Here is a 14,540-nt window from a genome sequence, read left to right on the forward strand (position 1 = left end):
CCACGGTTGATCTGGCTTAATGATTCTGGACACCCCTAAAGGGCGTTAATCTACGCCCAACGACGAGGTGTGATTTGACCAGACGCTATTTTTCGACAGATTTCAAACGGGACGCGGCTTGCCTGGTTTTGGATAAAGATTATTCGGTGAGCGAAGCCTGTGAAGCAATGGGTGTAGGCCCTACAGCTCTGCGCCGCTGGGTTGAGCAACTGCGTGCAGAGCGCAGCGGGAAGACACCTGAGAAGTCCAAGGCCATGACCGCTGACCAACAACGCATCCAGGAACTGGAAGCAACAATCCGACGGATTGAGCGCGAGAAGGAAATTTTAAAAAAGGCTACTGCTCTCTTGATGTCGGATTCCCTCGATCGGTAAAGCTGGTCGAGGAGTTAAGCGAGCAATATCCAAGATCCGAGTTGTGTGGCGTATTTGGTATCAACCGCAGCAGTTATTACGAGCGTCTGAAACGGCGGACAAAAGTGGATGTCGAGCGCGATCGCCTCAAGATCAAGGCTGCCGAACTACATGAGCAAAGTCGCGGCTCAATGGGCGCGCGCAGCCTGGCAAAGGCGTTGTGTAACGAAAAGGAGTCGGTAGGTCGTTACATGGCTCGTAGCCTGATGCGCGAGATCGGATTGAAGAGCCAGCAACGGCGCAGGCATCGTTACAAACCTAGCGGCGCGGAGGCTCAATACGCCCCTAATCATTTGCAGCGTAAATTCAACGTTGAGGCGCCCAATCAAGTGTGGTGTGGCGACGTGACTTACATTTGGGCCGGTACTTACTGGGTTTATCTGGCCGCGGTACTAGACCTGTATGCCCGACGCATCGTCGGCTGGGCGATATCCAGGAGTCCCGATTCGGCTCTGACCTGTAAAGCGTTGAAGATGGCTTTCGAGTCGCGAGGACGTCCTGCAAACCTGATGTTCCATTCGGATCAGGGCTGCCATTACAGCAGTAAAATGTTTCGTGAAACGCTGTCGGAGATGCGGATAAAACAAAGCATGAGTCGACGAGGAAACTGCTGGGATAACGCCCCGATGGAGCGTTTCTTCGGCAGTTTGAAATCTGAATGGATACCCAAGGCTGGCTACCGAAACGAAGACGAGGCCAGTACCGATGTGTTGCGCTACCTGACCCACTATTACAATCGGATCAGGCTACACAGTTACAACGGCTATCGAACTCCCGTAGCCATGGAAGCCCTGGCGGCATGAAAAAGGGTAAAACCCTATAACCGTGTCCAGTATCGTTTGACCAGATCAGGTCAGTTCCCTCTCCCTCCGGGAGAGGGCTAGGGTGAGGGCTGCGATCTGAAGTGTGTTTAAAAAAGTGTCTGAATCGGCGGAACCTTCCCACAAGGTTTTCAGGTTGTCCGTCGGACGTCCGGTCTCTAGCCTGTGTTCGTCGCTGCCAATTCAGCGACCGGGCGTGGAAACCCGAGTAACTACAGAGCGCACAAGCGCCATTCATAACGTATCCTTGCGCACCTCACTGTGTGCACTTTGTTATGGCGGCTGTGCGTGGGAGACCTTGTGTCTGCCGGGTTGCCTCTGTCCCGGGTTTCCAACCTGCGTACAGCTGCCACCTATTCGCTTGGAAACCGAATGGGGGGCCAGCTATAACCGTCATACAGGGTAAATAACCATGAAAAAACCAACACCCAATCCCCCAGAATCAGACGCCGACACCACATCCCCCTACGCCTCGGTCGACAGCAAAAAACTCCACGAAGCCGCCGACCGCGCCCTCGATTTCTACCTCAATCCCACCGCCCACATCATGTCCAGCGCCAACGAGCCGGAACCCATGTACCTCGCCAATCCCAGGTACAACACCGAATCCCTGCTGGCCAACGCTAGCGAAACCCTCGGCTCGGCCAGCGAAATGCTCATCAACTTCGCCGCCTCGCTGGAAACCTCACAGCGCAAAACCGCATTGGGCATCGCTCAAGTCGTCATGCTGGGCGAACTGGCGGTGAATCAAGCGCTGGATCACGTCGAGCTGAAGGATGGCTGATTGATCGTTCCCACGCTCTGCGTGGGAATGCAGCCCCTGACGCTCTGCGTCAAATTCGCGAGCTGGAACGCGGAGCGTCTCGAGAGGCATTCCCACGCAGAGCGTGGGAACGATCAAGATACAAAAAAACCGTACCTCCACGGGAAGCACGATTTCTTGTGTTGAGACGAGGAACCGATCTTAGCCGGGGTCGCGTCGAGGGTACTCCTGATGCGCATGCAAGATGCTCACAATCTCAATCTGGTCCGCTACTTGATAAACGACGAGATAGTTCCGGCTTACCACAATCTCTCGAGTGCCGGGAGAGCGGCCTTTGCGATACAGGTGTGGATGCCAACAAAGCGCAGATGTAGTTTTTGAGACGGACTTGTGAAGTGCAGTCGCCGCTACAAAATTTCGCTCGCCAATGTACTTCAGGATTTTCGAGAGTTCGACCCGGGCCTTGGGTCGCCACTTAATCTGCATCAGCGCTTTTGCGCATTGATTCCATCAAGGCGTTGATTTCCTCCATCACTTGCTCATGGGGAATACTCGGACGCGGATCATCGAGAGAGGCCTGTACTTCGGCCCGAAACCAACGGTCATAACTCGCAGCCTGCTCCTCGGGACCAAGATCCGAAACAACCGGGCACAGTGGGTCGATCAAGGACGGGTCGATCATAGAACCTCCGGGTTTGGTGCCTCGAAGTCTATTCGTTAACGGTATCGCTGTCGTCGCTGTCTGGATGAATTGCATGTAGGCCAAGCTCCATGTGGATCAAGTTGTCTCGGCAAATCCTAGAGCCTGCACTTCCGACGGCCAACCGCCAGAACTTGTCAGAAAACTCCCCGAATTTCTGAAAACGTTCCGTTTTCCGTAGGACGCAACTCAAGCGTCAGCGCAAAAAAAACCGCGACCCCCTCACCAGAGAATCGCGGCCCATCAACACCCAACCCCTACTGCTGCAAAACCGTTGCCTGGTTAGCCGACCCAAACTGCTGAATATTCGCCGTCTGCGTCACGCCACTCTGATCGACATTGGCGATGTTCCCCGTGCCGCCCTGGGTCACGTACGCCACGTTCATCGTATCTGCCTGCTTAACAGTGATCATGTTGTCACTGCCGTACAGCTGCGCGGTGTACGCCTGGTTACCCGTCCCGGATTGATCAAACTCAGCACTGTTGCCGGTGCCATTCGAAGAACCCTGCACCAGGTTGCCCGTCCCGCGCTGATCCGAGATCAGAATGTTGTCGCTGCCATTCTGATCAAAGTACAGCTCGTTATAGGACTCAGCCTGACTGACCGTGGTCTTGTTGCCTGTCCCGGTTTGATTGGTGGTCATCACATGCCCGACACCATCCTGAGTGAAGCTGGCGATGTTGCCATTGCCCGCCTGAGTAACTGTGGCACGTTGGCCGCTGCCGAACTGGCCGCCCGACTGCGGGCCTTTCCAGTTGCTGGCGTAGACCTTGTTGTCGTTGCCCACCGAGGTGGCGTTAAGCACGTGGCTGTCGCCGTTCTGGTAGGTGAAGTGCACGTTGCCGTTGCCGACTTGATAGAGCGCCAGCGTCGAGTTGACCGATTCGAACTGGTCGGCGTAGATCGCGTTGGTGTTGCCGACCTGGGTGACGGCGGCGCTGTTGTTTTCGCCGAAGCTTTGGTCGACCACGGTTTCGTTGCTGTCACCGTATTGGTTAACGGTGGCTTGGCTGGCGAGTTGCGCGTCCTGCCAGATTTCCGTGCCGTTGAGGTTGCCGAACTGGTTGATGGTGATGTTGCCGCCGGTGCCGTTGCGCTGGTCGCCGTAGGCGTAGTTGCCTTCGCCAGCCTGGTTGATGCCGATCTGGCCGCCGTTGTGCAGCACTTGTTCGGCGGTGCCGTAGTTGGCGGTGCCGTACTGGGTGATCACTGCGCTATTACCAGTGCCTTCATAGAGTTGCTCGATGTTGGCTTCGTTGCTGTCGCCGAACTGCAAGGTTGTGCCTTGGCTGCCGTTCTGCGAGTCCTGGTAGACAAACGAAAAGTTGCCGGTGCCTTGCTGCTGTTGCAGCGCGTTGTTCGGTGAGCCGAAGCCCAGCGACTGGCTGGCGTGGGCGGTGTTGAAGGCGCCGGCCTGTTGCTGGGTGATGGTGGCGTTGTCTTCGTAAAGCTGTTCGGCGTAACCGGCGTTGTAGTCGCCGACCGCGTCCTGAGTGATCACGCTGGTGGCGTGGTCTTGCACGGCGGCGGCGTCGTTGCCCTGGCCCAGTTGGGTCTGGGTGGCGGTGCTGAACGGGGCCTGGGACTGTTTCACATCGGCGATGTTGGCAGTACCGGCCTGGCTCTGGGTGGACAGGCTGTCGTCGGCCATGGCCTGGGCACTGATCATGACCAGGATGGCGGCGGTGAGGGGCGTCAGTTTGAACATGATGAACTCTCCGATGATTGGCAGTGCTTAGCGATATTGCTTGACCGAAACGCTCATGCCGTTGCCCGACTGGGTCACGGCGCTTTGCAGCCCCGCGCCGGCCTGCTCGATGCTGGCGTCGTTGTTGTTGCCGTTTTGCGAAATCTGCGCGCGGTTATGGCTGCCGTTTTGGGTAATGGAGGCGGCGTTGCCGGAACCGTTCTGGTTGATCAGCGCCATCAGGTCGCTGCCCTGTTGCAGGATGTACGCTTCCTGATTGCTGCCCGACTGCACGATCTGCCCGAGCAGCGACTGACCGTTCTGTTGCAGCAGGGCGACGTTGGCCTGGCCGAGCTGGTCGATCAGGGCTTGCTGACCCACCGGTGGAGGCAGTTCGCCGAGGTCGCTGCTGGTCGGGGCCAGGTCGTCGTTTTCCATCAGGTCGTCGGCGCGCACGCCCGCAGTGCTGCACAACAGAAGCAGGCAAAGCAGGGCGGCGGTCGGCGTGTTCATGGCTCACTTCCTGTCAGGCGTTAACCGGTTTCAATTCAGCCCCCAGCCACCCGAAAGTGGCTGGGGTGCTGGCTTACAGCGTGGTCACCGAGACCGTGCGCACGGTGCCTTGGGACGAGCGGATCGTCGCGGTCGGGTTGGCCGATGGCACCACCGTCGTGTTGTTCAGCGTCAGCCGCCAGCGCCCGGTCACCGGTACGGTGGTGGTGCCGAGGGTGACCAGCCCGGTCGGGGTGGTGACCTGCACGGTGATGGTGTTGCCGGTGGTCACCGACGAGGTGCCGGTGAAGTCCCAGTTGAAGCGCCCGCCGGAGCGTGCCTGCACCGTCGACGCGGTGATGGCGAACGTTTCCGCCGCTGGCCGTGGCGACACTTGCACCGTGACCGTGGCCGGCGTCGACAGGGCACCGAAGTTGTCCCGGGCGATGTAGGTGAAGGTCGTAGTGAACGCCGTGGTCACGGTGGCCGGTGGGGTGTAGGTGATCACCGTGCCGTCAGTGCTGACCGTGCCACGGCCGGCGGCCGGTTGGGTCAGGCTGGCGACGCCCAGCGGCACGTTGCCTTCCGGATCGGTGTCGTTGGCCAGCACGTTGATCGGGATCGCTACGCCCAGGGTGGCGACGCTGTCGGCGACCGCGGTGGGTGCCTGGTTCGGTGCGACGGTGATTGTCACGGTTGCCGGGTTGGCCGAGGCCAGACCTTTGGCGTCCTGCGCTTTGTAGGTGAAGGTCGTGGTCAGTGGCGCGTTGACCACCGCTGGCGGGGTGTAGACCACGGCGGCGCTGCCGCTGAGGGCTACGGTGCCTTGGCCGGCAGCCGGTTGAGTCAACGCGGTGATGCCCAGTGGGTTGTTGCCATCGGGATCGCTGTCGTTGGTCAAGAGGCTGAGGGTGATCGGCACGCCGAAGCTGGTGCTGCCGGTATCGGCGTTGGCGATCGGCGCCTGGTTTTCACCCGTGTCCGGCGCGCTGCCGACCACGACGACCGCCTCGGTGTCACTACCGCCGGCGGCGGATTTCACCGTGATGGTGGCCGGTGGTTGGGTCAAGTCGGCAACGGTGATGCGTTGCAGGGTGCCGGACTTCGACAGACGTCCATAGCCTTGCGCAACCATGTCCGGGATCGCCACTTCATCGGTCGATGTCGCTTCGATCAGCAGGCTGTGGTTGGCCCAGTTGTAGCGCGCGGTCTGCACTTTCACCACGTCGGTGAGCTTGGCTGACACCGCCGTCGGCCGGGTCGTGCCGGTCGGGTTGGTGGCGGTAACGACCACCACTGGAGGAACTGCACCGGTGCTCAGGCGCTGGCCGAAGAACAGACCGTTGTTGTCACCCAACAAACTGGTCTGGCACGGCGTCGGCGGTGGGCCGGGGAGCAGCGCCACGCTTTCACGGAAGCACAGGGTCGAGCTGCTGTCAGCCTTGGCAAACACTTCGGCACGCACACCAGCGGCGGTGCGGCGATAGGTGGCACGGTCGATTTCAACCTGGGTCTGCTGACGGTTGTCGAGCACTTTGCCGGACAGGCTGAACACGCTGGACTGGATCGTCCCGGCCGGCCCGGTGATGCGCAGGAAGTTGGTGTTGAACGGGCTGCCGGTCACCGCTTCGTTGAGGTTCGGGTCGCCGACGAAAGTTTCCGTGGCGCCGGTGTCCGGGTTCACTTCGGTGTAAGGGCCGTTGACGCTGCGCAGGAACGGTCCGATAGCGCCATTGACGGCACCGGTGAAATTGCCCGGTGCGCCGATGCCGATGTCGCGAGTGATGTTGATCGCGCGGCGCCCGGGTGCGGTGACATTGACCGTCTCGACGCCGTACGGGTGAGTGATGGTGTAAGTGCCGGCAACCGGGACGTTCACCCGGATGCGAATCCGCGCAAAGCTTTGCTGATCACCATCGGCCGGATTTTCCGAGGCGAATGCTGCTTCTATCCCGGCGACATAAGCGTCCACACCATAACCGGCACCGTTGTCGGGGATTGCGGTTTCCGCTAAAAACCAGAAGGCTTCCGGCGGCCAGTTGTCGGGAAAGATCATCGGCTGGGCATCGTCGTAGATGCCTGGCTCGGCCAAGAGAATGCACATGTAGGCCGGCGGCGTGGTCGCCGCAACGCGCGAACTGGCAGCACGCGACTGGCACAGTTCCATCGACAGCAGATTGTTGTCCTGATACCACATCGGGAATTTCCCGGTGGCGAAGGTGTAGGGGCCGGGGTCGACGGCGGCGAGTTGCGCATAGGCACTGCCGGTCAGCGAGAGAGCGAGCCCGAGCGCGTTGAGCGCAAAGCGTGGCCACTTGTTCATGATGCCTCCTGATGCGGATCTGGGCATGTGAGCGTTCATTGCACGATGACCACTTCTTCGGTGTCGCTGCCGCCGTTGGACGACGTCACGCGCACCTTGGCCGGTGGTATCGGCGAGATCCCGGTGGCCAGGGTTTTCACTGCGCCGTCGCCGCCCAGCGCACCGATGGCGGCGCCGCTGCCGGAGGTGGCGGTGAGTACCGGCGGCGAGGTTTCGTCACTGGTCGAGGCGACCACGGTCAGTTGTCCGGAGCTGAGGCTGTATTGCGCGCTCTGGATCACTACCAGGTCGGTCAGGTTCATGGGCAGGGTGGTCGGCGTGCTGCTGGCGATGGCCAAGTGGTTGTCGGCGGTCACCTGCAGGACGCTCGGCAAGGTCGGGTTGGTAGACGATTGCGCGTACCAGCTGCCGGTGGAGTTGGCCTCGGTCATGTTCAGCACCGGAGTGCTGCTGGTCACGGCGACGGTGCCCGGCGCTGGTGGTGCGAGAACGAACACGTCTTGCTGGGCGACCGGCGCACTGGTTCCCGCTTTGCGCGAGTAGGTGCTGCGCTGGGTGATCATTGGCGTTGGCCGCACCACCGTCGACAACTTGCCGGAGACGGCAAACGTGGTGGAACGCAGATCCAGCCCGTTCGGGCCTTCGATGCGCACGAAGTTGGTGTTGAACGGGCTGCCGGTGACTGCCTCGCTGAGGTTCGGGTCGCCGACAAATTGTTCGGCGGCACCGGTCAGCGGGTTGGTTTCGGTGTACGGGCCGTTGACGCTGCGCAGGAACGGGCCGATGTCGCCCTTGAGCGCGCCGTCATAGGTTTTCGGCGTGCCGATCCCGATGTCGCGGGTCATGTTGATCGCGCGGCGGCCGGGGGTGTCGATGTTGAACACGTCGACGCCGTACGGGTGAGTGATCACGTAGGTGCCGGCGGTGGGCACATCAACGCGAATACGGATTCGGGCGAAGCTGACTTGATCGCCCTCGACCGGTTCTTCGGCAGCGAATGCGGCTTCGATGGCGCTGACGTAGGTCAGGTCGATTCCGCGTGCGGCGTCGACGAGGGTCGTTTCGCCGGTGAACCAGAACGCTTCATCGGGAAAGTTTGTCGGGAAGACGATCGGCTGGGCGTCATCGAACACGCCGGGGGTCGGCAGCAGCGAGCACATGTACGACGGCGCGCCGGGGGCGCTTGGCACCCGCGAGCTGAGTGCTTTGGACAGGCACAGATCCAGGGTGCGACCGTGGGTGTCCTGATACCAACTGGCGAAACCACCGTTGGCCGGCGCGTACGGGCCAGGGTCAACAGCAAACAAAGCGGCCTGAGCAATGCCCTGGGCCAAGGCGCTCACGACCAGGACGGTCGCGGTTTTGGACAGTAAAGGGTGCATGAGTTAATCCCTCTATCAAAGTACCTGCCCCTTGGGGATGGGTCAGTTGCACAGGGCCTTTACACCTTCCATGCCAAGGTGCGGTGAATGGGCGCGAGAGGGCCGGGGTAGAGGGGTTGGCAGGCGGGATGGTGAGATTTTTGGGCTGCGCAGAACGGGCGTCATTCCCCAGAATTGGGGATGTTGGGGATGAAGACTGAATATCTGCCGGATGAAGAACCTGTGGGAGCGAGCTTGCTCGCGAAAGCGGACTTCCTGTGACGAAAATGTCGACTGACCTGCCGCTTTCGCGAGCAAGCTCGCTCCCACTGGGATTTGTGGTGGTTTGGAAGGTGTAGATCGGGTCGATATCCCCGCATCCGGGCAAACCCCCACCCGTGGGCTATAACCCTATAGGGACGTATCGGGAAGTCGCCGCCATGAACATGCAGTCAAAGTCGCTACCGGTCGAGGAGGGCAATCTCCGATTGAGCTCGCGCAAGCAGTCGTTCAACCTGCTGCGCTGGTTTTCACTGATCAGCATGGCGGTGATCGGCACCGTGGCCGTGGCCCTTGGGACGGTGTCGACGCGGTTCGTGATCGAGGAGAGCGTGCAACGCGATGCCTTGCTCACCGCGCAGTTCATCCAGGCGATCGCCTCGGCGGAAGTGCGCCACGTGTCTATTCCCAACGTGCGGACCATGGGCGAATTGCTCGACCCGCGTCAGGACAAGGACTTTCCCGACGTCAACCCGCAAGCCCGAGCCGATGCACGGGGTGAGTTTCTCGATCACATCGAACACTTGCCAGACGTGATTCTCGCCAACATTTACGCGCCGGACCGCCAGGTAATCTGGTCAACCAATCCCGTGCTCATCGGCACCAGCATTCATGCCGACGAAGACCTCGATCGCGCCTTCAACGAAAAAATCCCCGTTTCCGCCAGTTACCACGACGTCGACAAGGCCCGTGAAGAGCAGAAGTTCATCACGCCGCCGGACTACATCTTCATCGAAAACTACATTCCGCTGTTCGACGCCGAGGGCAAGAACGTCACGGCGATGGTTGAAATCTACAAGGAGCCCAAAGACCTGATTGCGCGCATGGAGCGCGGGCTGACGCTGATCTGGCTGGCTACCGCACTGGGCGGCGGGCTGATTTATCTGGGGCTTTACTGGATCGTGCGGCGGGCGGCGATTTTGCTCGCGGCCCAGCAAAAGCAGCTGATTGCCAATGAAACCTTCGTCGCCCTCGGTGAGATGTCTTCGGCAGTGGCGCACAGTTTGCGCAACCCGCTGGCGACCATTCGTTCCAGTGCCGAGCTGGCGCTGGAATTCGACGCCGGCCCGGCCGAAAAGAACATCAAGGACATCATCGGTCAGGTCGATCGCATGTCGAAATGGGTGCGCGAACTGCTGCAGTCACTGCGTCCGCTCAACGATGATCCGGAACCGGTGAATCTGGTGGCGGCGTTGCACGAAAGCCTCGTTGCGTTTGAACAGCAGATTGCCAAGGCTGGCGTGCAGGTGGTGTTTCATCCGCAAAATACGCCGATGGTGCTCAGCCAACCGGTGCAGTTGACGCAGATCCTCAATAGCCTGCTGGCCAATGCCCTGGAAGCGATGGACAAGGGCGGCACGCTGACCGTGAGCCTAGAGTCGAGTGATGACCATGGCGTATGCGTGGTGCTCAGCGACACCGGCAAGGGCATGAATGAAGAACAACGCACCATGGCCTTCCGGCCTTTTTTTACCACCAAGTCTGGCGGGTTGGGTGTCGGTCTGGTCCTGGTCAAACGCATCATGGAGCGCTTCGGCGGAGGCGTGACGCTGGACAGTCGCGAAGGCGAGGGCACCACCGTTCGTCTGGCGTTTCAGCTGGTGCCGTAAATCCGCGAAAATTCGCTGAACTTCCCCCACCAGTGGGTGTCAAGCCCCGGTCACCGGGGAGTGGGGAAACCCACAGCGCCCCCAAGTCCCTGTAACAACTGGAAATAATTTATTGGCGCAGTAGTTGCAAAACACCATCACCCCTTCCTTGATGAGGCGGCTGGTGATGGACAAAACAACGCGTGACCCAAGCAACACCTTTCTGCTGACGCCTCTGAGCGTCTTTCTGATGTTGACCCTCGGCACCACGGCCGGCGTTCGCGCTAGCCCGATCGATGACGAGCGACAGCCAGAAACCTCCGACCCGTCGGCGTACTACGACGAACCGGCCGACCGCGCCGGCGCGCTCAACAACATCCTGACCCTGCCCGAGGCCAACGAAGATTCCTTCGACTTGCCTGACGGCGTCAAAGGCAGCCGCGACTCGACTCGCTCGGAAAACATCCTGCCGCCGACCGTGCAGACCAGTTTCAACTACCCCACCAACGGCAAGCCGAGCCCACTCTATGGCGCGCAGCCGTTCACCCAGCAGTTGACCCTGTTCGAAGAGTTCGGCCCGGAAAAACTCGACCCGACCACGCCGGCCGCGCCGCTGCCATTCCCGCCGGCAGCGATTGGCCCGGCGCCGGCGCAAGACCCGAACAACGTCGCCCGCAGTGCGCCACCCGGCACCGCCCTTGATGCGTTCCTGCGCCAGCCGGGACTGACCCCGTTCCCGAGCCAGTTCTCCAATATCGTCGACCGCAACCCGTGGCAGGCGCAGATCGAGGTGTTCCTCAACCGCCACATCGGTTCCTCCGCTGAAGGGCGGCCGCCAGGAAAAGGCTGGGCGCATCAACGCTGGAACGAGTTCTACCCGCAAGCGGCCTACAAAACCGTGCAGACCGGTGCGCGCCTCAACGGTGGCCTGCGCGACAGTCGGCAAATGCATGGCTACACCATGGGTGAATTCGGCCCCGGTGGTCTGTACCACAACGTCGCTGGCGTTCCCGCCACCGATGGCACGGCCAAAGGCGTCGATGCGCGTTTCCACCCGAACATGCCGGTGCAGAACCACAACTCGGTGTGGACGTTCGACGGCACGCTGCCGCCGAAACTGTTGATGGTGCGCTACGGCCAGCCGGTGATGATGCGCCACTACAATGGCTTGCCGATCGATCCGTCGGCCAACCGTGGTTTCGGCCTGCACACCATCAGCACCCACGAGCACAACGGTCACGCGCCGGCGGAAAGCGATGGCTATGCCAACGCATTTTTCTTCCCGGGGCAGTTCTACGACTATCGCTGGCCGATCCAGCTCGCCGGTTACGACAGCATCAACACCAAGGCCGAAGACCCGCGCGCCGCGTTCCCTTGCGCCCCGGGCGAAACCCTGTGGGTCAATGACCTGGCGCCGGCGAAGAAGACCTGTGACAACGGCACGATCAAGATCCGCGGCGACTGGCGCGAGACCATGAGCACCCACTGGTTCCACGACCACATGCTCGATTTCACCGCGCAGAACGTCTACAAGGGCAACGCGGCGATGATGAACTACTACAGCGCGCTGGATCGCGGCAACGAGTCGGTGAACGACGGCGTCAACCTGCGTTTCCCGAGCGGCAGCGCCTTGCCGTGGGGTAACCGCGACTACGACGTCAACCTGGTGCTGGCCGACAAGGCCTGGGATCAGGAAGGGCAGTTGTGGTTCAACCCGTTCAACACCGATGGCTTTATCGGCGATCAGATGCTGGTCAACTGGCAGTGGAAACCGACCCTCGACGTGCGTGCGCGCAGTTATCGCTTCCGCATCCTCAACGGCTCGGTGTCGCGCTACTTCAAACTGGCGCTGGTGCGGGAAATCAAGGGCAGCGGCGGCGAGTTCCAGGGGCCGAAAAACTCCGGCCTGACATACAGCCGCGTGCCGTTCCACATGATCGCCAACGACGGCAACATCATGGAACACAGCGTGCCGTTCGACGGCTCGATGGATCTGGACGCCGATGGCGATAAACAGAACCACAACGCGATCCTGCCGACCCAGGGCATCGCCGAGCGCTTCGACATCATCGTCAACTTCTCGAAAAACGGTATCAAGCCCGGCGACAAGCTGTTCTTCGTCAACCTGCAATCCCACGACGACGGCAAAGGCCCGAAAGACGTGATCTCGCTGGCTGACGTGCTCTCGGAGAAATACCTGCCGGTGATCAAGCAGACCAGCAAAGGCCCGCAGTGGGACAAGGGCGATCCGGTGGTCGGCAAGTTCCTGCAGCTCAACGTCAAGGCTTACACCGGCCAGGATCTGGCGATGAACCCGGCAGCCTACGAACCGGCGAAACCGGGCAAGGCTGAAGGGCTGGTGATGATTCCGCTGAAGCTCCATCGCGACAACGCCGCCGACAAAGTGGTGCTGGCCAAGGCCCGTCACCGTACCTTCACCTTCGGCCGTTCCGACGGCACCGATCTGGCACCGTGGACGGTCAAGACCGATGGCGGTTTCGGCTACCACATGGACCCGCGCCGCTTGAACGCTTCGACGCAACTGTCCAGTGGTCCGACCGACGCCGGTGTGACCGGATTCGGCACTCTGGAAGTGTGGAACATCAAGGCTGGCGGCAAGGGCTGGAGCCATCCGGTGCACGTGCACTTCGAAGAGGGGATCATCCTCAGTCGCGGCGGCAAGGCACCGCCAGAATGGGAAAAATGGGCGCGCAAGGACGTTTATCGCATCGGTTCGGAAAACGATGGCCTGGACAGCGTCGAGATGGCGATCAACTTCCGCGAGTTCGCCGGGACGTACATGGAGCACTGTCACAACACCCAGCATGAGGACAACTCGATGCTGCTGCGTTGGGACCTTGAGAAGCCCGGGCAATTGCAGTTGATGCCGACACCGCTGCCAAGCTGGGACGGTGTGCGCTACGTCAACTCCGCCGCGCTGCCGACCTTCCGCAACGGCGACGGTATGGGCCCACAAGTGGTGGTCAAGCCATGAACCGCCGGCATGGCGACAGCCAACCGCTGCATACCCCGCGCTCCCGGGCGCTGGGTATGCACCTGGTGCTGCTGCTGGTGGCCTGTATGCTCGGCAGCCGCGTGCTGCTGGCGCATCAGGCCAGTGTCGGCGCACCGCCAGCGGCCAGTGAATCCGCCACCCCGTGGGGTGGCGACTATTTCCCCAATACCCTGCTGACCGATCAGGACGGTCGGCAGGTGCATTTTTTCGATGACCTGATCAAAGACAAAGTGGTGGTGATCAACTTCATCTTCACCTCCTGTAGCGACTCCTGCCCACTGGAAACCGCACGCCTGCGCCAGGTGCAGAAGCTGCTCGGTGACCGGGTCGGCCAAGACATCTTTTTTTACTCGATCAGCATCGACCCGCTCAGTGACACCCCCGAAGTGCTCAAGGCCTATTCGCAGCGCTTCAAGGTCGGCCCCGGCTGGAAGTTTCTCACCGGCGAATTCGAAGACGTCACCGACCTGCGTAAAAAACTCGGGCTGTTTATCGACGGCGTCGACAATGGCCGCACCAAGGATCACAACCTCAGCCTGATCGTCGGTAACCAGAGCACCGGGCGCTGGATGAAAGCCTCGCCGTTCGAAAACCCGTGGATCCTCGCCGATCAACTGGCCAACACCCTGCAGAACTGGAAACAGCCGAGCATTGAAGAAAGCTACGCCAATGCCCCGGACATTCGTCCGCCGAGCAATGGCGAAGAACTCTTCCGCACTCGCTGTGCCTCGTGCCACAGCCTCGGCCCACAGGACGGGCAGGGCATCGGCATGCGCAGCATCGGCCCCGATCTGATTGGCGTAACCCGCAACCGCGATCCCCAGTGGCTGAATCGCTGGATCCGCGAACCGGACCGCCTGCTCGCGGAAAAAGACCCGATTGCCCTGCAACTGTATGAGCAATTCGAGCGAATCCCGATGCCCAACCTGCGCCTTGACGAGCAGGCCGCGCAGTCGATCATCGACTTCCTTAGCGATGAAACCGAGCGTCAGCATCCGGCCGCCAAAGCCTTGGCCGACGGTGGTTTGGCGCCAGTAAAACCGGGCGATCCAGCCGCAACGGTAAGTCAGATGCGATAGCGGCGAAATAGCATCA

At 60.8% G+C, this 14,540-nt stretch carries 11 protein-coding genes; 5 read left to right on the forward strand and 6 right to left on the reverse strand.

The window, feature by feature from the left end:
* The first annotated feature begins 74 nt into the window (after nucleotides 1-74).
* Together ACZZ0G_RS22760 and ACZZ0G_RS22765 are read left to right on the forward strand one after the other, a co-directional pair.
* Nucleotides 75-1,216 (forward strand): IS3 family transposase gene (locus tag ACZZ0G_RS22760; protein WP_463556477.1). Its coding sequence is split into 2 segments (ribosomal slippage): nucleotides 75-336 and nucleotides 336-1,216, totalling 1,143 coding nucleotides; the frame shifts between segments, so codons are not numbered across the junction.
* Between the two features lie 430 nt (nucleotides 1,217-1,646).
* Nucleotides 1,647-2,018 carry a DUF6124 family protein gene (locus tag ACZZ0G_RS22765; protein ID WP_463557602.1) on the forward strand — a complete coding sequence of 124 codons (372 nt, stop codon included), beginning with the start codon at nucleotides 1,647-1,649 and terminating at the stop codon, nucleotides 2,016-2,018.
* A 180-nt stretch (nucleotides 2,019-2,198) separates the two neighbouring features.
* Here ACZZ0G_RS22765 and ACZZ0G_RS22770 read toward each other — a convergent pair whose 3' ends face one another.
* The 6 genes from ACZZ0G_RS22770 to ACZZ0G_RS22795 all read right to left on the reverse strand — a co-directional run bounded on the left by ACZZ0G_RS22770 (nucleotide 2,199) and on the right by ACZZ0G_RS22795 (nucleotide 8,582).
* Nucleotides 2,199-2,483 (reverse strand): type II toxin-antitoxin system RelE/ParE family toxin, encoded by a 285-nt coding sequence (locus ACZZ0G_RS22770; protein ID WP_463557603.1) that lies wholly within the window; start codon nucleotides 2,481-2,483, stop codon nucleotides 2,199-2,201.
* Nucleotides 2,473-2,679, reverse strand: coding sequence for a type II toxin-antitoxin system RelB family antitoxin (gene relB / locus ACZZ0G_RS22775; RefSeq protein WP_150693397.1), 207 nt, complete (start codon nucleotides 2,677-2,679; stop codon nucleotides 2,473-2,475). The genes ACZZ0G_RS22770 and relB overlap by 11 nt, the downstream gene beginning before the upstream one ends.
* Before the next feature lie 275 nt (nucleotides 2,680-2,954).
* On the reverse strand, nucleotides 2,955-4,406 hold the full coding sequence (locus ACZZ0G_RS22780; protein ID WP_463557604.1) for a curlin: 1,452 nt from the start codon (nucleotides 4,404-4,406) through the stop codon (nucleotides 2,955-2,957).
* A gap of 27 nt (nucleotides 4,407-4,433) precedes the next feature.
* Nucleotides 4,434-4,898, reverse strand: a complete 465-nt coding sequence (locus tag ACZZ0G_RS22785) for a curlin (RefSeq protein WP_463557605.1) — start codon at nucleotides 4,896-4,898, stop codon at nucleotides 4,434-4,436.
* A 73-nt stretch (nucleotides 4,899-4,971) separates the two neighbouring features.
* A complete protein-coding gene (locus ACZZ0G_RS22790; RefSeq protein WP_463557606.1) occupies nucleotides 4,972-7,200 on the reverse strand; it encodes an Ig-like domain-containing protein in 2,229 nt (742 codons plus the stop codon).
* 35 nt (nucleotides 7,201-7,235) lie between these two features.
* Complete coding sequence (locus ACZZ0G_RS22795) at nucleotides 7,236-8,582, reverse strand: hypothetical protein (protein ID WP_463557607.1); 1,347 nt, start codon at nucleotides 8,580-8,582, stop codon at nucleotides 7,236-7,238.
* 419 nt (nucleotides 8,583-9,001) lie between these two features.
* On the opposite strand from ACZZ0G_RS22795, the gene ACZZ0G_RS22800 reads away from it, so the two are divergent.
* From ACZZ0G_RS22800 to ACZZ0G_RS22810, 3 genes are all read left to right on the forward strand, one after another.
* Nucleotides 9,002-10,450 carry a sensor histidine kinase gene (locus tag ACZZ0G_RS22800; protein WP_463557608.1) on the forward strand — a complete coding sequence of 483 codons (1,449 nt, stop codon included), beginning with the start codon at nucleotides 9,002-9,004 and terminating at the stop codon, nucleotides 10,448-10,450.
* A gap of 166 nt (nucleotides 10,451-10,616) precedes the next feature.
* Nucleotides 10,617-13,424, forward strand: coding sequence for a multicopper oxidase domain-containing protein (locus ACZZ0G_RS22805; protein ID WP_463557609.1), 2,808 nt, complete (start codon nucleotides 10,617-10,619; stop codon nucleotides 13,422-13,424).
* Complete coding sequence (locus tag ACZZ0G_RS22810; protein ID WP_463557610.1) at nucleotides 13,421-14,524, forward strand: SCO family protein; 1,104 nt, start codon at nucleotides 13,421-13,423, stop codon at nucleotides 14,522-14,524. The genes ACZZ0G_RS22805 and ACZZ0G_RS22810 overlap by 4 nt, the downstream gene beginning before the upstream one ends.
* The last annotated feature ends 16 nt before the right edge of the window (nucleotides 14,525-14,540 follow it).

The organism is Pseudomonas sp. AC169, assembly GCF_979258515.1.